Source organism: Henriciella litoralis (assembly GCF_002088935.1).
Taxonomy (GTDB): domain Bacteria; phylum Pseudomonadota; class Alphaproteobacteria; order Caulobacterales; family Hyphomonadaceae; genus Henriciella; species Henriciella litoralis.
In genome coordinates this window covers 58989-80292 of sequence record NZ_NCSS01000006.1, presented here as the reverse complement: position 1 = coordinate 80292, position 21304 = coordinate 58989, and the positions used below count along the sequence as shown (strand labels likewise).

Sequence of the window (21304 nt, the reverse complement as noted above, 5' to 3'; positions counted from 1 at the left end):
TTTCAATGACCCGCGCGCGTCCGGCTTTGCCGGTCATAGCGGATAATAGATGTATTCCTGGTCCGGCATTTCAGGGTCCTGGTACCCATCCAGAAACTCTCGCCGCCGCTCGACTGTCGGCCAGAGGGGGTCGGCCAGCGTGGCCTCCCAGGCCAAGAGCTGTTCTGTCAGGCGGCTGACAATGTCAGGATTGGCTTCTGCAATATTCACGTGCTCGCCCGGATCCTTCTCCAGATCAAACAGCCATGTTTTTTCCGGGAATTCAGAGATCTGGAGCTTGTATTTCCCTTGGCGCACGACCCTGTAGTGTTCGGCGCGCCAGAAGAATGGCCGGCTCTCCTCAGGGTCGCTGGAGACTGCCTCCGCGCCGATCAGGCTGTTGCCGTCGAATTTCTCCGGGATCGGCAATCCTGCTGCTTCCATGATGGTCGGCGCGATATCGAGCAGGCTGACAGGATCGGTCACCAGCTGTCCTGGCTGAATATGGCCCGGCCAGTAAGCATGCATCGGGACGACGATACCGCCCTCGAAGAAGGTCGCCTTCCATCCGCGATAAGGCAGATTGTGAATGGGAATGCCGGTGTAGGACGCGCCACCATTGTCGCTGGCAAAGATGATCAGCGTGTCCTCGGACAAACCGGCCTCATCGACGGCGTCCAAGACCCGTCCGATCGCGTCGTCTAGCTGTTCGACCATCGCATAGTAAACGCGCGTCTTGTGGTCCTTGATGAAAGACAGCCGGTCGTAATAGTCCTGCCGCGCCTGCAGCGGATTATGCGGCGCATTGAAGGCGAGATAGAGCAGGAATGGGTCTTGCCTATGCTCACCGATGAACTCGACGGCCTCATCTGCGAAGGCATCGGTGAGATGCTTTTCAGGATGGATGATTTCGCCATCGTCACTGACGGCATTCGTCACTTTCGACCAGACCATCGCATCGAAGGGGTCTTCGAGATGCGCGTTGACGATACCGTCCCCGTCAGCCGGCGCAAAAAGCGCTGCTCCACCGAGGAAACCGTAGAACTTGTCGAAACCCTTATCCGCAGGCTGCTTGCCCGGCGCAGTGCCCAAATGCCACTTGCCAACAAGAGCCGTGGAATATCCTGCCGTCTTCAAGCGCTCAGCGATCGTGAGCTCCGAAGCCGGTATGCCGATCTCGTTCATGGGCGGAATCTGATCCTTGGACACGCCGGTGTGCTCGGGCCCGCTCTCGGTGACGTCCGCCTGGGTTGCAGGCAGCGATTCAATATACGGAGGAATGATCGGATTAAACTCAAAACCGAAGGCCTGCTGGTGTCGCCCGGTCAGTAGCGCCGCCCTGGACGGGGCACATACCGCATTGGCCGAATAGGCATGACTGAAGCGAATACCCGACGTCGCGAGCCGGTCTATGTTCGGGGTTCGAACGAGCGGATTCCCGTTCAGGGAGATATCGTTGTAGCCAAGGTCGTCCGCGAGAATAACGATGATGTTCGGCTGTCGACTGTCCTGCTCGACGACAGCCTCACTTTGCTCAAGGCTATGTGCCGGCATGCAAGCCGAAGCAAGCGCGCAGATGCCGGAGAGTAAAACAGGTCTGCCTGCGGTAAGAAATCGACCGTTAATCATCTCGAACACCTATGTCTCCTCCTGGCTGGCGCGCCTTACTCATTCGCACACCGCACAATAATGCATGCTTATTCTTTTTTGCATGCTTTTCTATACCCTAATGACGTCACTGCAAGGCCCGGGCGCAAATTTCCGCCGGCGCGGCCTGTTTGCGTCAGGCCGTTCTGTGAGCGTCGACCGGCTCATCATGACGCCAACGCAGCCTTGCCGGAAACGCTGCAGCGATTGCCCGTTCCAGACTGGCCCTGGGATTGCCGGGAAGTGACTTTTCACGCCAGGCGACATGGCCATCCGGACGCACCAATATGGCGCCGTTTTCAGCTATTCCGCAGAGGCGGGACAACGCATTCTCCTTGTCCTGCACAACTTGCTGCGGACCAATTTCCACGAGGTTGATCTTGAAAGAGCACTCATCGAGTTCGGCGAGCAGCGACTTCCAGGCACTGCCATCTGACCCGAGGATCATCGTGAACCCGTCATAGGACAACAGGTCATGCACTGATTTTCGATGACCGGCTTGTTCCACCCAGAAGTGGGGAAACCGCGCTCCGGGCTGGGCATTCGGTCTGTACTCGACCGGATCTTCCTCAGCTTTGACGATCGCCTCGCCATCCCGGACCAGGGCACCCGCCTCGTACACGCCGCCGAGGTCCAGTCCGTAGGACACATAGTGTTGCAACTGCCCTTCAATTGCCTCCTGGATCCTTGCCTGCCTTTCGACCGCAGCGGGACCACCTTGCCGCAGGATGTCGATATTCGCCTCTGAGGACGCCGCGTCTTCGCCAAGGCCAATCGCCTTTGGCACCTCTACGCCTCTCAGCATATTCGTCAGGCTGTGCTGGCAGTTTACAAGGGCGATCGGGCGGCACTCGGTTTCGTAGGTCTGCAGCAGGTCCGCTTTGGCATTGCCGCTCAGCACCTCCCTCAGTTTCCAGATGAAATTGTACACGTCCTGGGCGCCAGTATTCAGTCCCAGACCGCCTGTTGGCGGGAAACGGTGAGCGGCGTCACCCACCAGGAAAACACGTCCTTCGCCATAGGACCGGGCCACCTGTGCATTCATCACCCAGGTATCCAGGCTTCTGATTTCAAATGGATGGGACTCGTCTCCAATCACATTGCGCAGATAGTCGGCACAAACCGCTTCAGTGAAATCTTCCGGGGACTGGGTCTCGGGATCGTACTGGATCATTAGAACCGAGCGTTCCTTGTCATCGTGCACGACCAGTATGCCAGGGGTCTTAAGGTTCAGGCACCAGTGCACCACCCCTTCTCTCCCCTTCAACAGCCCGGCAAGATCGCTTTTGAAATAGACGGTAATGAAATGGGCGATCCCGACAGGTCCCTCCATTTCAATTCCCATTCGACGCCGCGTCCCGCTGCCAGCGCCTTCGGCGCTGATGAGGTAGTCTGAACGAACCTGATACTCCTGTCCGTCCTCGTCTGACAGGTCGACGATCACCCCGTCGGACGTTTGCGCGTGACCGGTGCATCGTGTGCCAAAGCGGATCGTGGCGACCTCACTCTGTTGGGCTTTCTCAAAGAGAATCTCCTCAAGCTGGTCCTGCGGCAGATTTGCTGCGCGCGTCGGGCTAAGCGACTCCAGGAAGCCCTGTCCGCTCCGCCGGGCACCGATGTCCAGAGCTCCATAGCTCAACCCCGTGAGCTGATCGAAATAGGTGATGTACTGCTGCTTCTCTACGTCCGTCGCAGCTTCCAGAATTTGTGTATCCACGCCGATTTGCCGAAATATCTCCAGGGAGCGGGTGTTCAGGACGTGCGCTTGCGGCGCCCTATGGAGTTCTTGGCGGGCCTCAACCAGGAGGTGCTTGATACCATGGCGCGTCAGCAATGCAGACGCCAGAAGCCCGGAAGGCCCGCCCCCTACGATTGTTACCGGGAATTCCTTCATGGCCGCCGCTCCTCTCCTTGTGAATTTCATCTATTTCGGCACAAACCGACCTTATGCATGCTTTCTTAATTATTGCATGCTTTTTGGCAACCGCAAAACTGTCGATACGCGTGGACCTTTCTGTCGCACCCATGAATTCGAAGCCTGAGAACGGAACGCCGCAGAACCTGAAAAAATCTCGGATCGTTAAGCACGTGACAGACGGAGGAAGATTGTGATGGTTGGGCCGCCTGCAGCGGCTTGCAGGCCTGGTGCCCGCACAGGAAGACCGGCCAGGTTGAAGTCGATCAGGCTTTGCGTGCATGCAATCTTGTCGATTCAGACAAACGTGTCTAAACTGGCATCAGGGTAAAATGCAGGGACGTTCCGTGGCCACTCAAACCGAATACATCGTCACCAAACTGCGCGAACTGCTCATGACGGGCGAGTTTGAGGCTGGCCAACGCATGCAGGAAAAGCATATCGCCGAGATGCTCGACACATCCCGGACGCCGGTGAAGCTCGCCCTCACCGAACTGGCCAATGAGGGCCTGCTCGAATACACGCCAAATCGCGGCTTCGTGGTCCGGCGTTTTTCGATCAAGCATATTATGGTTGCTGTTGACGTCCGCGAAACACTCGAAGGCATGGCGGCCCGGCTGGCAGCTCATAATGGCATTTCGCGTGAAATGAACGCGGACCTGAAGGGATACCTTCTTCAGGTTGATGGCCTCCTGCTAAAGGAAGAGCTCGACTATTCAGACGCCCTGATGTTCGCAGACATCAACGGAAAATTTCACAATGCCATCGTCAAAGCGGCGGACAATGAAGTCCTTTGCGAAATGATGCAGAAATTCGAATCCATTCCGCTTGCCGCTGCCAAATCCATCGCGGCAACAACCCGCGACTTTCAATCGATACGGGCCGTCATCGAACGCGCCCAGCAGGACCATAAATGGGTATACGAGGCGATTGTTGCGCGCGACTCTGTGCGGGCTGAAAACGCCCTGAAGCAGCATATTCATAATGCGCGTCAAAACCTCGAGCGAGTTCTCACCTCTCTTCAGGAGAACTCCGTAGAAGTCGAGCGCTATCCGTTCCTGCGACTTGTCAAAGACTGATCCCCAAATCCGAGACGTTTGGCAGGTGTCGCTGGGCACTTTGCTTTGTCTGATATTGGCTTCAGCCTGCTCCCGGCCCCCTGCCGCTACCTCCGATGCGTCAGGCACTTCCGCACAAGCCGGCTGTCATTCTGCCGCGCATCCGATTGCAGAATATACTCTGATCCCCGACGGCGCATTTGTGCTTGGCCAATCGCCTCAATACCCGGAGGAAAGCGCGGGCATTAAACTTCACATGAGCGAGCTCTGGTTTCTCACCCATGAGGTTACGAATGCTGAGTTCGGCGAGTTTGTCACAGATACAGGGTATGTAACTGATGCCGAGCGTCTGGATCCCGATACCAATTTGGCAAATGGATCTGCAGTCTTTCAACCGGGTGCGCCTGCCGGGAAAATCTGGCGGTTGGACCGGAATGCAAACTGGCGGGCTCCAGGCGGTGAGGGAACGACGCTTCAGGGGCTCGAAAAACATCCGGTCGTACATGTTTCCCTGTCTGATGCGCGCGCCTATGCAGCCTGGGCTAATGCCAGGCTTCCGACTGAGACCGAGTGGGAATACGCAGCCCAGCTGGGCCTTCCCGATCAGGAAAACACAATCTCCGGGGCTTACACTCGAGAAGGCGCGCCAGTCGCAAACACCTGGCAAGGTGTGTTCCCCTTCGTCGATACTGTGACCGATGGCTATTCGGGGACGTCTCCAGTCGGCTGCTTTGAGGCCAGCAAAGTCGGCCTATACGACATGATTGGCAATGTGTGGGAGTGGACCGAAACCCCAGCCTCATCCAAAGGTAATTTCACCATTAAAGGCGGATCATATCTTTGCGCGGATAATTTCTGTCGCCGGTATAGACCACAAGCCCGCCAGTTCCAGGAACTCCATTTTTCGACATCGCATCTCGGTTTCAGAGTTGTGAGGGACAGCCCGCCGGACGATGGGGCGTGAACCAAATGCACGTTTATTGAAATCCGATTTCTGGTCGCTAAAAGCCGCCGCGACACTAAAGTGATGTTAGACCAGTAGATATCTTTTTACGGTTCAGATTGCTGATTTAACCACTCAGTGTTTGCGGTCAGAATGGCGTCAACGCTGTCGGGCCTGTCCACGCCAGGCAGGTCCTGGCTTACAGGCCGGCCAGACATTTCGAGCAGGTAGGAGAGATAGCGATATGAAGAGCGATAGGCTGCCAGGCGCTCACGATCGAAACTCACCGCCTCTCCCGGGACCGCTGGCTGCAGTGTATCCATGACATAAATGCCCGTCAGATGATTGATAAGCCAGTTTGAACCAGTTCGCTCTACGCGAAACAGCATACGTCCATGGCCGATGAGCAGCACCTCAACCTTATCCATCAAGGTCCGCAGGTGAATGGCGACGCCCACATCAACAATTGCACGATCATCTCTTACATCAACAAGGCAGGGCTCCATTTTATGGAACGAGCCACTGCCGCTGTCCGCCGCCTCACGGGAGGCGTCAACAAAATCGAAACCGCTTCCCCTGAACCAGGAAATATCAACACGGGCGTCGCCCGAATAGCAGGCCCGCATCTGATCCCACCTGCCAGTATCTCGCGCAACGCGTTCCTGGAGGATAAGATGAGCTATCCTGACCCGGTCCAGCTGTTCACTGTCTGACATTTCTCCTCCTTCCAGGTATTTGTCCTTTTCCGTTTCGCCGAAGGCAAAACATCCAACATTCAACTCACTATATGTGCGCCATTATTGAGTGCAAAATCATTATTTGCATGCAATAATGCGCTTCGATTACGATGTGGCTTGGAAAGGACTGGAATGCTCACGCTTTATCATTTCAACGAGGCAACTTGCGGCACCAAAGTTCGGCTGGTGCTGGCCGAAAAAGATATCCCGTATGACGAAGTCATCGTGACACGAGAACAACTGGCAGGCCCAGAATACAGGCAACTCAATCCGGATGGCGTTGTCCCAACTCTGGTTGTGCATTCAGATGCAGGTCAAATCGTGTTGCGCGAATCCAGCGTGATCATGAGTTATCTCGACGAGATCAAAGCAAAGCCTGCACTTCTGCCATCGGCCCCCATCGACAGAGCAAAGGTTCGCTGGTGGATGAAGCGCGCCGATGATGTCTATTTGCCTGCATTAGGCGCTGCAACCTATGCGACCATCATGCGCCATCAGTACATGCCGATCGATTCGGAGAAGGTGGACAGGAGCCTCCAGTCCATTTCCGACCCGGTGAAGCGCTCGCAGCGGCGAGATATCCTGATGAAGGGGCTGGAGTCGACGATCGTCCATCGAGGCGTCCAGGTGCTGGGAGAGATGCTTGCCGACATCGACGTCGCGCTTCGGGAAAGCGCCTTCCTGTGCGGTGATAGCTATACCCTTGCTGATGCGGCGCTGACGCCATTTCTTCTGCGGTGTGACATACTCGGAATCCTTGACCTGAAGTCTCCAGAGGTTCCGAAGACCGTCGACTACTGGGAACGCCTCAAATCACGCCCGTCCTTTGAGGCGGTCGTCACGTCACGCACCCCAAAAGCCGCCGACGAAGCGATGCGCGCTGTAGCAGCCGCCTATCGTGAGCCATTGCGCGCCATACTGCGGCCGGAGTGATCCCGCCAGAAGGCGGCCGGCCCGGCGGTCATGCCGGATCGGATGAGACTATCGCCCAAAGTTCAGCTAGCGAGAGATAGCGTCCCCCAAAAAAAGCGGCCGCGCTGCACGGTTCGTGAGCGCGGCCAGTCCAGCAAGATGCGGGAGGAATTAGAAGCTGAACCGCACCTTTGCCCCGTAACGAATACCATCAGAATAATTCGTCAGAACTTCGGTTTGCCGGCGAAGAAGGATTCGGGGATAGGTTTCATCCGTCACATTGTCGGCAAAGACCGAAATCCGCATCCCTTCATTTGGCGACGTCAACGACATTCTGAGCTGTCCGGTATTGTAGGCATCCTGCTGTGTGACAGGATCATCATCAAAAACGTCATGGTTCTGTTCGCTCGACCAGAACCAGTCTGCGCCGAGACCTAGCATCCACGAATTGCTCAGCTCCTTCTGATAGTCGATCGTCGCCGACAAAGTATGTTCCGGGCTGTTAGGCATGGTATTTCCGCTCAGATCATCTCCGGTCAGAGGCAGAACAAAATCCTGGAACGTGGCATCGAGGTAATTGTAGCCAGCGCGCAGCAGCAACTCCTCCGTCGGGAGCCAGGTGACGTCCAGTTCGAGCCCTTTGATCTCTGCCTCAGCTGCGTTGCGGGTGACCGAAGACGGACTTCCATCCACCACTTCAACTCGCTGTAGTTGCAGGTTCGCGTAATCATAAAGATATGCAGCGGAGTTCACGCGGAGCGTGTTGTTGAGGAGATCCGCCTTCATGCCGATCTCGTAGGCATCAATATCTTCCGGTTCGAAGACGAGATCTGCAAGCGCTTCGCGGAACGCCGTGAACTGCACGCCGCCGCTCTTGAAGCCTTGATTATAGCTTGCATACAGCAACACATCATCGGTCGGATTGAACTCAAGCGACGCCTTGGGATCAAAACTGTCAAAGCTCAGATCGCCAGACGTCTCATAAGGCACGGCCACGGGCGGAACACCCGGAGCATTCGACTCCGCAGCTAGCGTATAATTCTTCTTGTCCTCAGTGTAGCGACCACCAAGTGTCAGGCTGAGACGGTCAGTAAAATTGAATTCATACTGGCCGAATATCGCCCAGCTCTCTGTCTCGAGGTCAACAATGGCCGAATCCCTTGCAACGTTGCCGCCAGCCAGAGCGTATGGGACCGACGCACTGTACCAGTTGAAGCTGTCTGAGCGGTATGCATCGTCATTATAATAGAACACCCCAGCAATGAAGTTTGCGTTCGAAACGCGAAGCTCTTGCGAGAAGGTGGTTGATTCTTCGTAGATTGCGGTCCGACCAACATCAGCGGATGTTCTGTCAAAGTCCTCAATGGCATCGAATTCGCTGTCCCTATAGGCAGAGATCGAAGTCAAAGTCAGGTCGCCGAAGTCCTTCTCGATTCTGAGTATCGGCATGAAGGACTTGATGTTGAGACCACCATCGATGTTCGCCGTCGCGAGAAACGGATCGTCATTGACCGTGACTGTCGAGCCGGGGGGAAACAGGAATAGCGGCAAAGCCTGGGAGTTCGGAAGCGTAGCTTCGCTACCGGCCAGGATGGCGTCAGCTTCGATGTCTGTGTACTGCAGGCTGGCCGTGATCGAGAGGGTGCTGTCGGGGTCGAATTTGAGCTTCGCGATCGCTGCCCGCGATGTCTCGTCATTGGTGTTGCCGGTGAGGTCGTTTTTGACATAGCCGCCCTCCGTCTCCTCACCATAGTTCAGACTGGCGCTGACTGTGTCGCTGAGCGGTCCCGCAACTCGTCCCTTGAAGGAATAGCTATCCTTGTTGCCGATCCCCGCTTCGACAAATCCCTCGAATGTATCTGACGGATCCTTTGTGATGACGCTTATCGCGCCGCCAGGCGTATTCCGGCCAAAAAGCGTGCCCTGAGGCCCCTTTAGAACTTCGATACGCTCAACATCAAGCAATGCGAATTCAGCTCCGCTGAACCGGGGTATGTAGACTTCGTCAATAAAGACACCCACCGACGGATCTGATCCGATGTCGAATTTCTGGCTGCCTACGCCCCTGATCCGGATGCGCGTCCTTGCGGCATCCGACTGAACGATATTCAGGCCGGGCGTGAAACGCGCCAGATCTTCCACGGCGACGATGTTTGCTTCTTCTGCCATGTCGCCAGAGAAAGCCGTCAGCGCGACGGGCACGTCCTGACTTGATTCTTCTCTTTTCTGGGCTGTGACCGTGACAGTCCCCAATCTTTTCGATTGGTCGTTCGCATCCTCAGCGCTAGCGTCTTGTGCGTAAGCAGACGCTGGCACAAGAGCCACCAAGGCTGACACGAGTGAAGTGGCAGCGCAGTATCCAGGTTTTAGTTTAAGCAACTTGTTTCCTCCCTATGCACAATTGCTTGTCTAAGCACGTCATCTCGTGAGGGCTTTCTTGAGAACCCGTGCAGGAAATAGACATCCGTATGCGTGCAAAGTATGGATTGCATACATTTTGCTTTATTGCATGTCAATTGCAGTTATAGCGCTGTTTTCTGCCCGTTGCGCACGTTTCAGAAATTGGCCGCGGGGGTCCTTGAGGGAAGAGCCATGGCCACGGCGAAATTGCGCCCTGCCCTGCCAAGTCTGGCGGAGGCAGGGATCACCGTTGAGAGTTCATTGGCCGTTCAACCTCTGGAGACCAGATCAAACCGTATCCTCAATGCCGACTTCAAAGGCATTGATCGTCAGAGCCACCAGAACATAGTAACCTGCAACAAGGATCAGCTCGACTGTTCCCGCTTCTCCGAATTCTTCGACGCAGGCCTTATAAGTTTCGTCGCTCAGTTTGTTTCCCTCGACGATCTGCCTTGCGGCCAGGGCCGCCGTTGACATTGGCCCCTCGCACTCCAGCATATCCTTTGAGACCAGCGTTCTGATGAGGTCTTCAGGGACGCCGCTGCGCCTTGCGATCGGCTCGTGAATTTGGCGCTCAAGCGCGCAATTACAGCTTGCAGCAACAGCAAGGATGACAGACTCAGTCACCTGCGCAGGCAATGACGTCCCGTAACGAAGGTGAGCACCGAGCTTTTCGGCGAGGTTCGCTGCGACAGGGGCATGGAGCCAGGCCGCGAACGGACCCGCAAGACCACCCGACCGGGTCGCCGCAATGCTTTCTGCGACCTCTCTCTGCCGCTCAGAGAGGGCTGCTCTGTCAAGCCGGCGCAGTCGCATGCAGGTCAGCCGCTTGCTTTTGCAGGATCACATCGAGAGCTACGCGCAGTTGTTCAGTCTTCTTTTCGCAACTTGCTGGAAACACCCAGCCTATATGCCCATCCGGACGGACGAGAACAGCGACGTCTTCCATGTTGCAGAGCCGGTCCCATTTATGCCGAAATGGCTCGCTGACGGGATAAATCCTGACCATATCCATCAGGTCCGGAGCGGCCTGGAGACCGTCCGACCAAGCTCTCTGAAATGTGCTCGACACGAAGAGTGTGAACGCGTCAAACGCGAGCACATCGAGCGACGACACCCCAGTCTCCACTTCGAAATGGGGCAAACCAGACCCAGGACTTAAGCCCGGCGTGTAACCTTCTTTTGTCATCAGCGGCGGCAATTCACTTGCCAAAGAGGAGCCAAATGCGCCGACCACATACTGCGGGGCCATCTCGACATCCAGATAGGCAAAATGAGGCAATTGTTCGAGAAGCGCCTGTTGCAAGTCTCGTCGGCGCTGTCGACCATTCTCGCTGAAGAGATCGGCAATAGACGCCTCGAATGCAACAGGGTCTTCAGACACGCCGATGATCTCTTCAACGCGCGCCATTCGTTCGTGATTTTCCGCGGATCGTTGGCAATTTCGCTGAGCAACCGGGCGGCACTCCCTCGTATAAGTGTCAAGGAGCTCTATTGGCGCCCGGCCCTCGATAACAAACTTCAGCTTCCACATCAGATTGTTGATGTCCTGAAGCCCGGTATTGAGACCGAGCCCACCCGTAGGCGGAAATCTGTGCGCGGCATCACCTGCGAGCAGAACCCGGTCGCTTCGATACTCCTCGGCGACTTGCGCCGACATGGTCCAGGTATCGACGTTCGAAACCCTGAAAGGGTGATCGCAACCGATCGCACTTCGCACCAGGGTCTCGCAATATGCTGTTGTGAAGCTCGCCTTGTCGGTTTTTTTGGGGTCGTACGGAAACATGAAAACCTGAGTTGTCTTCATGTCGTGCACAATGAACACGCCCGAAATTTCCGGATTGAGGACCCAATACAGAACACCGGGCATGTGTTGTACAAGCGGCGTAAAATCCGCTTCTAAATGAACGGCACAGAATTGTGCGAGCGCATTCGGCCCCTCAAAATCGATACCCAGGCCAGCTCGGACTCCACTTGCGGCACCATCAGCCGCGATGATGAAGCGCGCATGCTCTTCATAGACCTTATCATTACACCGAAGCGTTGCGACCGCATGATCGCCCTGCGTTGTTGCGGACAAGCATTCCGTATCGAATAGAAAAGTGCCGCCGCCGAGCGCTTTCGCACAGTCATACAAAATCGGCTCAAGCTTGTTTTGTGACAGGTTCGCCGGATAGCTCGGACTTACCGAAAAGAAGCGGTCACAAGGCCCCTTTCGACCCAGCAAATCGATCCGACCATACTCGGGACCGCACAGTGTTGTGCACCAGGTTGTAAAGCGCTGATGCTCAACAGGCGTTCCCGCCGCATGTATGGCGGCATCCACACCAAAACGGCGCAGAATCTCCAGGGACCGGGTCTTGATGACGTGCGCCTGAGGGTGGCGATGCAATCCGCTTCGGCGCTCAACAACCGTGTGGGTGAGGCCAAGCTTGGAGGCGAACATGGACGCAGCAATGCCGGCCGGGCCCGCCCCGACGATGAGTAGATCTTTTATGTCGCGTTTCATGGATCAGGCTTCCAGAACAACGGTGTTCTTCAGGCTTCCAATCGGTGAAATCCTGACCTCCACGTCTTCACCTGGCTTCAGCCACCGGGGCGGAGTTCGCTTCGCGCCGACACCTCCAGGGGTTCCTGTCGCAATGACGTCGCCCGGCGACAGGTTCGTAAACTGCGAAACATAGGAAATGACATCGGCCACACCGAATATCATGAGGTCTCCACGCGTGGATTGCATCTGTTCGCCGGCGACGTAAGTCTCAAGACCGAACGCGTCCGGATCTCCCGCTTCGTCAGCGGTCATGATCCAGGGGCCGAGACTGCCAGAGCTGGGAAAGTTCTTTCCCGCCGTGGGGGAATGTTTCTGAAACGCCCTGATACTGCCATCAAAAAAGCATGTGTAGCCAAACACATGACCTGCGGCTTGGTCGGGCAATATCCGACGCCCTGCCCTGCCAATCACAACCGCAATTTCTCCCTCGAAATCGAACGTGTCCGATTCTGGCGGAAGCAGGACATTTGAGCCATGCCCGACAATCGAGTCTTGCCATCTGGCAAACAAGGCGGGCGCCTCACCGATGTCAGCGTGCGTTTCCTCGACATGGGTCTTGTAGTTGAAACCAAGGCAAATCAGCTTCGACGCAGCATGGATTGGCGGAAGCAAGTCGACCTCGCTCAAAGGGATGCTTCGGCCGGAATCCGCGAGTAGATCGTCGATTTCAGTTTGTGTTCTGGATGCCAGGGTGAACGGCGCCTGGAGGGCATCTAGCGCCTCAGACAGATGCGCGACACGAACCTGATCGCCTTCGACCACACCTTCACCGAACAGGTTCTTGAAAGAGAATTTAACGATTTTCATGATTACCCCTCCGCTTTACGAAACACTGCTCGGGCGGATCTCTCCTTGATCCGCCAGCCCTCCGGCGTGAGCACGAAAGTGTCGTGGTACTCCCCGAGAGCAGCTGGCGACATGAGAGGCAGCGGGCCCTCGGAATCAGCCTCCCGGCTTCCGTCAAACAACAGAAAGTAAGTGACTCCGGTCGCCTCAGTCGGGCCCACCACGTTCACCTCAATATTCGTACAAATGTGACGGGTTACTCTTGCGGACGGACGTTTTTCCAGAAAGGCGCGTAGCTGGTCAGGACCATCGAGGACCTGCCCAGCCCGGGAAAATGATCCGTCGTCCGAAAACAGATTCGCAACGTCCTCAGCTCGCCCTTGGTCCACATAATTTGCAAATCTGATCGACAGCCCCTCACACTGCTTTTCGATCAAAGCGCGCTGCATCTCATCCATTATACTCTTCCCTTCACGTTGAACGCACCACTCTTGGACACGGTGGCGTTGAACATCTCGATTGCTGAACGGCGATCTCTCAGACCCTAAAAAAGCAAAGGCGATCATGGCCTTGGAGCAAGCCCGCCGGGGCTGAGCTGGCTCTCGCATCAGGCACCTGATTGCTGATCATTGCTTTCGTCCTGGCCAAACCGGACCGCCCTTTCCAACCGCAAGATGTTCGAGTTGACAGAGCATTATTGCATGCATTAGTCAAGTTGCATGCATTTTTCTCACAAAGGCCGGTTATGAACACAGTCACCCAAACCGATTGTCTGGCATGGAAGCTGGTCAGTCGCCCCACAACCGATGTGCGGGCCGATCACTTCGAGCTTTCAAAAGTGAGCTTGCCCGAACTTGAGAAAGGCGAGGTGCTGGTCAGGGCGCGCTTCTTGTCTATCGAGCCTCTTCTGCGGGGTCGGCTCATGGATAGGTCGAGCTACGCTGCAAGCGTCCAGCTGGGTGAGATCATGACGGGCCGGGCGCTCAGCGAAGTCGTCGACTCCCGATCTGAGGAATTCAAACCTGGTGACATCGTAGAACACTGGCTCGGCTGGCGAGAGCAAGCCGTGGTCAGCGCCAGTGAGCTCAGAGCCGTTGAAACCGGTCCATGGCCCATCTCGGCAAATCTGGGTGTTCTCGGATCATCCGGGCTGTCCGCCTATCTCGCCTTGACTGAGATTGGACAGCCTCAACCGGGCGATACCGTTCTTGTTACGGCTGCATCGGGCGCTGTCGGCGCACTTGTCGTCCAGATCGCAAAGAAGCTTGGCTGTAGGGTCATCGGCGTCGCGGGCAGCCCCGAGAAATGTCGCTTCGTGACGTCAATCGGCGCCGACGCGACCATCAATTACAAGACGGATGATCTGGACTCCGCGATCCGTGAGGCTGCGCCGGACGGCATCAATGTCTTCTTCGATTCCGTTGGCGGACCAATTCACGACGCTGCCATGAGCCATCTCGCCTTGCACGCCCGGGTCGTCATCTTCGGCACGATGGATTTCTACGCCAATCCTGATCGCCCGGACATCGGGCCAAGGCATCTAAGAACAATCCTCGTAAAGCGGGCAATGCTGAGAGGATTCCTCATCCGAGACTTTGACGACAAGGTTCCTGAAGCCCGGGCGCAGCTAGCGGCCTGGTGGCGTGATGGCGAACTGACGGCCCGGGAAGATATCCGACTGGGTTTCGAAAAAGCCCCGCAAGCGCTCGCCGATGTGATTGCCGGCCGTGCGCAAGGCAAAGTTCTGGTCGAGGTCGCGTAGACATGCAGCATGGTACCCTACTTTCGGGGCTGGAGGCTTTGGCTTTGCTTCCACTGCTCCAATCCGATCTCGATCGAGCGTCAAACCTCAACACGGCGGCCTTTATTTCCGGCTATAGAGGCTCGCCGCTCGGCGGACTCGATCAGATGCTCAAACGCAAGCAAGCTGAGTTTGCTGAACGCAGCATCGTTTTTCAGCCTGGTGTGAACGAAGAACTCGCCGCCACGGCAGTTTGGGGATCCCAACAGGGCCAAGTTCTCCAGGAACATCGGTTCGATGGTGTCTTCGCCATGTGGTACGGGAAAGGACCGGGTGTCGACCGCGCGGGCGATGCCCTGAGGCACGGAAACCTCGCTGGCGCCGCAGAACATGGCGGTGTGCTCGTTGTTGCTGGTGACGACCATCAGGGCAAGTCATCGACGACGGCCCATCAGAGCGATCACACGCTGGCCTCCTTTGCCATTCCGGTCCTGGCCCCTTCGACCATTCCTGAAATCATCGAGTTTGGCCTGAAGGGATGGGCGATGTCCCGGTATTCGGGGCTGTGGATCGGATTGAAATGTGTGAACGAGCTTGCGGAGGCCTCGACGATATCACCGCTGCCGTCGGCACCCGTGATACACCGCCCGCACGCCGCTGCTCCGGCACCGCCCGAAGGCGTCAATGTACAGTGGCGCTACGAGCCCATGGCGGCTGATGCTCGTCTTCATGAGTTCAGGCTTCCCCGTGTCCATGAGTTTGCCCGCGCGAACGAGATCGATCGGGTCATCACCCGCCCGGCGCACAAACGCATCGGCATCGTCACATCAGGCAAAGCCTATGGTGATGTCCTGGACGCGCTTGATCTGCTCGGCCTCAATCCCAAAAGCGCCGCGGACCTTGGAATTGGCATCTACAAGATCGGTCTGGTCTGGCCTATCGATCCCGATGCGGCGAGGCGTTTTGCCGAAGGTTACGATGAACTGATCATTGTGGAGGAGAAGCGGAACCTCATCGAAGACCAGATCCGCGCCGCCCTCTACGATCTGCCCGAACCGCGTCCGGCGATAAGCGGAAAAATGACGTCCAGCGGCCAGTACCAGCTGCCATCAGCAAAATCGCTGGACGCCAGGACAGTTGCAGGCGCCATTCTTCCCAGCTTGCGCGCCCGGGATATCGAAGCCCCTCGAGCGTCAGCCCTTGATGAGCAGGGAGTTGCGGCGCGCCTTAATGCGCCTGCCCCAATTTCTCGCCTGCCCTATTTCTGTTCGGGCTGCCCCCATAACCGGTCGACCAAGGTCGAAGAGGGCGAGATCGCCCTCTCCGGAATTGGGTGTCACACCATGGCGATGTGGATGGACCGCAAAACCCTGCCGCCTACCCAGATGGGCGGCGAAGGGGCGAACTGGGTTGGCATGGCCCCGTTCTCAAATCGCCAGCATATCTTTCAGAATCTCGGTGATGGGACCTATTTCCACTCTGGCACCCTCGCCATCCGGCAAGCGGTGGCGGGTAAGGTGAACATCACCTACAAGGTCCTGTTCAATGATGCTGTGGCGATGACGGGCGGCCAGGAACATGACGGCGCGTTGTCGCCTGAGATCATTGCCAGTCAGTGTCTGGCAGAGGGCGTTGCCGAAGTCGCCATTGTTGCGGAATTCCCGAAGCGCTACCGCACGCCCCTGCCCGGTAAGGTAAAGGTCTACCCCCGAACCGAATTTGAAACCGTCCAGAAGAAACTCGCCCGCATCCCCGGCGTCACGGTTCTGATTTTCGATCAGGTTTGCGCCGCGGAGAAGCGCCGCATGCGTAAGCGGGGACAGCTCGAAACACCCGCCGAACAGGTCGAGATCAACGAAGCTGTGTGCGAGGGATGCGGAGACTGTTCGAAGAAATCGAACTGCGTCTCGATCGCGCCACTAAAGACGCCACTCGGCGTGAAGCGCCGCATTGACCATGCAAGCTGCAATCAGGATTTTTCCTGTCTCGAGGGCTTCTGCCCCTCCTTCGTATCCATCGAGGGCAAGCAGGTTGAAAGCCCGCCTTCAATGACGGGCGACATTAAGGCCCCAGCGGCTTTTATCGGTGACAGCACCAGAACCTGGAATGTCCTGCTTACAGGCATCGGTGGTACGGGCATTGTCACCCTTGGTCAGATCATCGCCCGCGCCGCAAAGATTGAAGGTCGAACGGCTCAAACCTTCGACATGACCGGTCTTGCCCAGAAGAACGGAGCAGTGGTCACCCATGTCCGGATCGGAAATGACGAGCCGATCGAAAGCCCGCAAATTCAGGCAGGAGAAGCCGATGTCCTGATCGCCTGCGACCCGATCGCGGCAACGCAGGATCTCGCCTTTCCAATGCTGAATCCGGATCACACCATTGCGATCGCTGACGAACATGCCGAACCGACTGCACACTTTCAGCTGGACCCGGATTTCCAGTTCTCCGAAAGCGATGTGCAGGCCTATCTGGCAGGCGGCGTGCGAGCGTTGGCGGTCCTGTCGGCACACGATCTGGCACGTGAAAAGATCGGCGGTCCACATGCGGCCAATCTCATCCTGCTCGGCGCCGCCGCACAGTCCGGATACTTGCCGGTAAAAATCGAATCGATTGAGGCCGCGATCCAGGAGCTTGGCGTTTCGGTCCGAAAGAACCTTGCAGCGCTCCAGCTTGGCCGAAGCGAGATAAATGCCGCTGGCAGCAAGGTCGGCTCAGGCGAACCGGCCCAGACCTTGTCTCCGTCCCGCCAGTTCCTGACAGAGAAGGTGCGGTCCTATGGCGGCTCAAAGTTGGCCGCGCGTTTCGAACGACTGGTAAAGCGCGCCGAAGCCGCCGAAGCTGAAGTTAATGGAACGTCGAACGGCTTTGCGGACGCCGTTGCGAGCAGCTATGCCAAATTGCTCACCTACAAGGATGAGTATGAAGTCGCCCGCCTCCTGACCTCACCGGAGTTCGAACAACGGCTGCGCGAAAAGTACGGTGCCAAGGCGAAGGTCTCCTACCATATGGCGCCGCCTGTCATCGCGCGGAAGTCCGGTCCCTCGGGCCACCCTCAGAAGATCAAGTTCGGACCGTGGATGAGGCCTTGCCTCAAAGTCCTTGCGAAGTTCAGCTTTCTGCGTGGCACACCTTTCGACCCCTTCGGCTGGACCGAAGACCGCAAGCTGGAACGCCAGCTCATCCCTGAATTCGAGGCGCTCGCAGACCGCGCCATCTCGTCCCTGGACGACACCTCCCTGCACCACTGGACGGGGCGGATTGAAGCGGTCCAGCACGTTCGGGGCTATGGTCATGTGAAGGCCCAGAATTACGAGGACTGGCGAAAGCAGGACGACGAGCTTGAACGGGCCCGGAGCGCCAGATCCTCTGCCAGGGCGACGCCATGATCGACAAGTTTTGCGCAACCCCCGCCGAAGCCCTCGGCCCCGTCGCCGACGGGTCCACCATCCTGATTGGCGGGTTCGGCGAAGCGGGCATTCCGAGCGAGCTGGTCGACGCCCTGATCGAGTCCGGTGCTGGCGATCTCAAACTTGTGCTCAACAATGCTGGAAATGGTGAAATCGGCATCGCCCGGCTGCTGTCCACTGGCCGGGTCCGGAGGATCACGTGCTCTTTCCCCAAAGGATCAGCCTCGCACATATTCCGGGATCTATATGAGAGCGGAAAGATTGAACTGGAGCTTTTTCCACAGGGCACACTAGCCGAAGCCATCCGCGCAGGCGGTGCGGGCCTTGGCGGCTTCTTTACGAGAACAGGCGTCGGAACCCTGCTCGCGGAGGGAAAGGAAACCCGGCGCATCAACGGGATCGATTACGTTCTCGAAGCCCCCATTCGCGGTCATGTCGCCCTCATCAAGGCTCAGTCTGCGGACCGGTGGGGAAACCTCACCTATCGGGCAGCCGCACGCAATTTCAATCCGGTCATGGCGATGGCAGCCGACCGGACCATCGCTCAAGTCACCGATCGTGCGGAACTGGGTGACCTTGACCCGGAGGCAATCGTCACCCCCGGCATATTCGTCCATTCGCTCGTCCACATACCGGCGCCTGTGAGTGAAGCCCGTCTTCTGATGGAGGCCCGGTCATGACGCCTCTGACACACGCGGAACTGGCGAAAGTCGTCGCCGACGATCTTTTGGAGGGTTGGCATGTCAACCTCGGCATCGGCCTTCCCACAAGTGTCGCCGATGCGATTCCCGCAGGCCGTGAAGTCATACTGCACAGCGAGAACGGCATTCTCGGTATGGGCCCTCGGCCAGCGCCGGGCAAGGCGCAGCCCGACTTTCTCATCAATGCCGGCAAACAGCCGGTGACCCTCCTCGAAGGGGGCTCCTATTTCGATCACGCAACCTCGTTCGCCATCGTACGCGGAGGCCACCTGGATGCAGCTGTACTTGGCGCCTTCCAGGTCTCCGAGGCCGGCGATCTCGCCAACTGGTCGCTCGGAGACAAACAGGGCGTTCCGGGAGTCGGCGGCGCAATGGACCTCGCAGCAGGCGCTCGCCGGGTGTTTGTGATGATGGAGCACGTCACTCGAAACGGGAGACCAAAAATCGTAACCGAGTGCACATTGCCGCTGACAGCGCGAGGCGCGGTGCATCGCATCTACACCGATCACGCCGTCATCGATGTCATCGATGACCGGCTCATCGTCCGAAGGATTTTCGGCACGGATTTCGAGGGCCTGCAAAGCATCACCGCCGCCCCGCTTCATAAAGATTAACGAATAGGAGGAAGCCAGAATGACGCCATTCATCACCCATGTAGCTTTATATTGTGCCGATGTTCAGAAGACTGCCGACTGGTATGTCAACGTATTTGGCATGCGCGTGCTCGCGAGTTCACCGGGGCGCTTTTTCGCCTTGAGCTTCGGGGAAAAACATCACGACCTGGCTTTGGCCCAGGCCGCCAAGGACTTCGGCCCGCCGCAAGTCAAGAAAGTCGGCCTCTATCACTTTGCAATTGACACGGGCTCTTTTGACAACTCCATGAGGATCTACGACCGCGCGCTCGCCGCAGGTGCATCAGCTGAAAAGGCCATAGACCACAGGCTGGGCAAAGGCATCTATGTCCGCGACCCGGATCAGAATCTCATCGAGCTGTGGTCTGAAACCTATCCTTCCTATGCGGAGGGAATTGCCACGATTCCAGAAATGGATCCTCCATTTGAAGAGAACCCGATAGGCTGGCCCATGAAAATTTCGGAAATCTACGAAAAGTGGAAATCCGAAAATGCCGGCTAGTATTTCCGGTCCGGTCAGCCTCGGAAAACCGCAATCAGCAGCTTTGGCGTGGAGCGCCGTGGCAGTGCTGTGTGCGCTCTATGTCATCTCCTTTGTTGACCGGATGATCCTTGCGCTCCTTGTCGACCCCGTCACCCAGGACCTCGGCATCAGCGACACGCAAATCGGGCTGCTCATCGGGATCGGATTTGCGCTTGTCTATGTGCTGATCGGTTTGCCGCTTGCCCATTTCGTTGATGCAGGCGCAAGACGGTTGGTATTGGTTGGCGGGGTCACATTGTGGAGTGTCTCCACAATTGGATCCGGCTTTGCCGATAGCTTTTTACATCTCGCCATTGGTCGTCTTGGCGTGGCGGTCGGAGAGGCCGCACTGACGCCTGTCGCTATTGCTGTGATTGCCGACATGTTTCCCAAAGCGCAGCGAGCATTGCCGACCAGTATATATATGGCGGTCGGCATACTCATGGGGTCGGGTTCATTCTTTATCGGAGGCCTTGCCGTAGACGCCGCGACACATCTCTCTGCCGCTATAAGTATGGATGTCTGGCGCACAACCCTGATTATCGTCGGAACGCCGGGTTTATTTCTCGCGCTTATCGCCGGATTGCTGATTGGCCCGCCAAGCCGTGCCGTCCAGAATGAAGGGGCGGTACCCATTGCGACTGCACAGCAAGTCCTGTCGTACCTTCTCCACGAAGGGCGCTTCTTTGTCCTGATGTTCCTGAGCGTCGGCACACTTGCCGCGCTTGCTATGGGCTTGCTGTCCTGGGCCCCGACTCTTCTGGTTCGAACCTATTCCTTTGGATTATCAGAAGCTGGTATCGTACTCGGTTCAGTCGGCGTCCCAGCTGGCATTGTGGGCACAGTGTGCGGTCCTCTGATCGTCCGGCGACTGGCTGCCGGTCTTGGCGGCAGCAATACACCCTTTGTGATTGGGATTGCTGCGTTGCTTGCAGGCGCTTCGCTGACCTTCGGATTGATGTCAGGTCAGACGGTGGTGTTCCTCATCAGTCTGGGGGTCACCTATATGTTCCTGTCCGCGGCGATGGTGATGCCTGCCATCGTCATTCAGGAGGCTTCGCCACCCGCAATGCGCGCGAGATTGATGGCGACGCATCTGCTTTCTCTCGGATTGCTCGGGCAAGGGCTCGGCCCTGTCGTCGTTGCGCGCCTCAGCGATCAGATTGGCGGGGCACAATCCTTACCCAATGCAATGGCACTCACGGCGATTGGAGCGACCATCATGGCCATGATTTTCGCCTGGTTTATGCATCGCCGGATAGATCAGACAAAAGCGGCATGAAAACCCAGGGTCGCCATAGCGCCTCAAGGCAAGGCACTTGCGGCCAGAGGAGCTGATCTTGAACTCACTGAGATCGTCAGGGGAATG

At 57.1% G+C, this 21304-nt stretch carries 17 protein-coding genes; 9 read left to right on the top strand and 8 right to left on the bottom strand.

Annotated features, from left to right (window positions below):
• Positions 1 to 33 precede the first annotated feature (33 nt).
• Complete coding sequence (locus B8783_RS04015; RefSeq protein ID WP_169711700.1) at positions 34 to 1533, bottom strand: sulfatase-like hydrolase/transferase; 1500 nt, start codon at positions 1531 to 1533, stop codon at positions 34 to 36.
• Positions 1534 to 1762: 229 nt separating this feature from the next.
• Positions 1763 to 3520, bottom strand: coding sequence for an FAD-dependent monooxygenase (locus tag B8783_RS04010; protein WP_169711699.1), 1758 nt, complete (start codon positions 3518 to 3520; stop codon positions 1763 to 1765).
• A 368-nt stretch (positions 3521 to 3888) separates the two neighbouring features.
• Between B8783_RS04010 and B8783_RS04005 the strand changes: the two genes are divergently transcribed.
• Positions 3889 to 4620: a GntR family transcriptional regulator gene (locus B8783_RS04005; RefSeq protein ID WP_169711698.1), complete on the top strand. Its 732-nt coding sequence runs from the start codon at positions 3889 to 3891 to the stop codon at positions 4618 to 4620.
• A 145-nt stretch (positions 4621 to 4765) separates the two neighbouring features.
• Positions 4766 to 5563, top strand: a complete 798-nt coding sequence (locus B8783_RS04000) for an SUMF1/EgtB/PvdO family nonheme iron enzyme (protein ID WP_139792420.1) — start codon at positions 4766 to 4768, stop codon at positions 5561 to 5563.
• 86 nt (positions 5564 to 5649) lie between these two features.
• On the opposite strand, the gene B8783_RS03995 is transcribed toward B8783_RS04000, so the two are convergent.
• A complete protein-coding gene (locus tag B8783_RS03995; RefSeq protein ID WP_139792239.1) occupies positions 5650 to 6258 on the bottom strand; it encodes a nuclear transport factor 2 family protein in 609 nt (202 codons plus the stop codon).
• 84 nt (positions 6259 to 6342) lie between these two features.
• Here B8783_RS03995 and B8783_RS03990 point away from each other — a divergent pair, with 84 nt between their 5' ends.
• A complete protein-coding gene (locus B8783_RS03990; RefSeq protein ID WP_139792238.1) occupies positions 6343 to 7212 on the top strand; it encodes a glutathione S-transferase family protein in 870 nt (289 codons plus the stop codon).
• Between the two features lie 150 nt (positions 7213 to 7362).
• Here the strand turns inward: B8783_RS03990 and B8783_RS03985 are convergent, their stop codons facing one another.
• The 5 genes from B8783_RS03985 to B8783_RS03965 form a co-directional block, all read right to left on the bottom strand.
• Positions 7363 to 9393, bottom strand: coding sequence for a TonB-dependent receptor (locus B8783_RS03985; RefSeq protein WP_267889642.1), 2031 nt, complete (start codon positions 9391 to 9393; stop codon positions 7363 to 7365).
• Positions 9394 to 9879: 486 nt separating this feature from the next.
• Complete coding sequence (locus tag B8783_RS03980) at positions 9880 to 10407, bottom strand: carboxymuconolactone decarboxylase family protein (RefSeq protein WP_084418493.1); 528 nt, start codon at positions 10405 to 10407, stop codon at positions 9880 to 9882.
• Positions 10388 to 12100 (bottom strand): FAD-dependent monooxygenase, encoded by a 1713-nt coding sequence (locus B8783_RS03975; protein WP_084418492.1) that lies wholly within the window; start codon positions 12098 to 12100, stop codon positions 10388 to 10390. Before B8783_RS03975 ends, B8783_RS03980 begins: the two co-directional genes overlap by 20 nt.
• A gap of 3 nt (positions 12101 to 12103) precedes the next feature.
• Entirely contained in the window at positions 12104 to 12949 is an 846-nt protein-coding gene (locus B8783_RS03970; protein ID WP_084418491.1) for a fumarylacetoacetate hydrolase family protein, read from the bottom strand.
• Positions 12950 to 12951: 2 nt separating this feature from the next.
• On the bottom strand, positions 12952 to 13386 hold the full coding sequence (locus B8783_RS03965; RefSeq protein WP_169711697.1) for a nuclear transport factor 2 family protein: 435 nt from the start codon (positions 13384 to 13386) through the stop codon (positions 12952 to 12954).
• Between the two features lie 287 nt (positions 13387 to 13673).
• On the opposite strand from B8783_RS03965, the gene B8783_RS03960 reads away from it, so the two are divergent.
• From B8783_RS03960 to B8783_RS03935, 6 genes are read left to right on the top strand one after another with little or no spacing between them, the layout of a single operon-like run.
• Positions 13674 to 14690 (top strand): NADP-dependent oxidoreductase, encoded by a 1017-nt coding sequence (locus B8783_RS03960; RefSeq protein WP_084418489.1) that lies wholly within the window; start codon positions 13674 to 13676, stop codon positions 14688 to 14690.
• A 2-nt stretch (positions 14691 to 14692) separates the two neighbouring features.
• Positions 14693 to 18058: an indolepyruvate ferredoxin oxidoreductase family protein gene (locus B8783_RS03955; protein ID WP_084418488.1), complete on the top strand. Its 3366-nt coding sequence runs from the start codon at positions 14693 to 14695 to the stop codon at positions 18056 to 18058.
• Complete coding sequence (locus B8783_RS03950; RefSeq protein WP_084418487.1) at positions 18055 to 18759, top strand: 3-oxoacid CoA-transferase subunit A; 705 nt, start codon at positions 18055 to 18057, stop codon at positions 18757 to 18759. The genes B8783_RS03955 and B8783_RS03950 overlap by 4 nt, the downstream gene beginning before the upstream one ends.
• Complete coding sequence (locus tag B8783_RS03945; RefSeq protein ID WP_084418486.1) at positions 18756 to 19394, top strand: 3-oxoacid CoA-transferase subunit B; 639 nt, start codon at positions 18756 to 18758, stop codon at positions 19392 to 19394. Before B8783_RS03950 ends, B8783_RS03945 begins: the two co-directional genes overlap by 4 nt.
• Before the next feature lie 19 nt (positions 19395 to 19413).
• Positions 19414 to 19914: a VOC family protein gene (locus tag B8783_RS03940; protein ID WP_084418485.1), complete on the top strand. Its 501-nt coding sequence runs from the start codon at positions 19414 to 19416 to the stop codon at positions 19912 to 19914.
• The gene (locus tag B8783_RS03935; protein WP_084418484.1) at positions 19904 to 21217 is read left to right on the top strand and encodes an MFS transporter; all 1314 of its coding nucleotides are present in this window, start codon (positions 19904 to 19906) and stop codon (positions 21215 to 21217) included. Before B8783_RS03940 ends, B8783_RS03935 begins: the two co-directional genes overlap by 11 nt.
• Positions 21218 to 21304: the final 87 nt, after the last annotated feature.

Bases quoted from the DNA above. Each gene is read 5' to 3' on its own strand.
- B8783_RS04015 (WP_169711700.1), bottom strand. From the start codon at position 1,533: ATGCCGGCACATAGCCTTGAGCAAAGTGAGGCTGTCGTCGAGCAGGAC.
- B8783_RS04010 (WP_169711699.1), bottom strand. From the start codon at position 3,520: ATGAAGGAATTCCCGGTAACAATCGTAGGGGGCGGGCCTTCCGGGCTT.
- B8783_RS03995 (WP_139792239.1), bottom strand. From the start codon at position 6,258: ATGTCAGACAGTGAACAGCTGGACCGGGTCAGGATAGCTCATCTTATC.
- B8783_RS03980 (WP_084418493.1), bottom strand. From the start codon at position 10,407: ATGCGACTGCGCCGGCTTGACAGAGCAGCCCTCTCTGAGCGGCAGAGA.
- B8783_RS03975 (WP_084418492.1), bottom strand. From the start codon at position 12,100: ATGAAACGCGACATAAAAGATCTACTCATCGTCGGGGCGGGCCCGGCC.
- B8783_RS03970 (WP_084418491.1), bottom strand. From the start codon at position 12,949: ATGAAAATCGTTAAATTCTCTTTCAAGAACCTGTTCGGTGAAGGTGTG.
- B8783_RS03965 (WP_169711697.1), bottom strand. From the start codon at position 13,386: ATGGATGAGATGCAGCGCGCTTTGATCGAAAAGCAGTGTGAGGGGCTG.
- B8783_RS03960 (WP_084418489.1), top strand. From the start codon at position 13,674: ATGAACACAGTCACCCAAACCGATTGTCTGGCATGGAAGCTGGTCAGT.
- B8783_RS03955 (WP_084418488.1), top strand. From the start codon at position 14,693: ATGCAGCATGGTACCCTACTTTCGGGGCTGGAGGCTTTGGCTTTGCTT.
- B8783_RS03950 (WP_084418487.1), top strand. From the start codon at position 18,055: ATGATCGACAAGTTTTGCGCAACCCCCGCCGAAGCCCTCGGCCCCGTC.
- B8783_RS03945 (WP_084418486.1), top strand. From the start codon at position 18,756: ATGACGCCTCTGACACACGCGGAACTGGCGAAAGTCGTCGCCGACGAT.
- B8783_RS03940 (WP_084418485.1), top strand. From the start codon at position 19,414: ATGACGCCATTCATCACCCATGTAGCTTTATATTGTGCCGATGTTCAG.
- B8783_RS03935 (WP_084418484.1), top strand. From the start codon at position 19,904: ATGCCGGCTAGTATTTCCGGTCCGGTCAGCCTCGGAAAACCGCAATCA.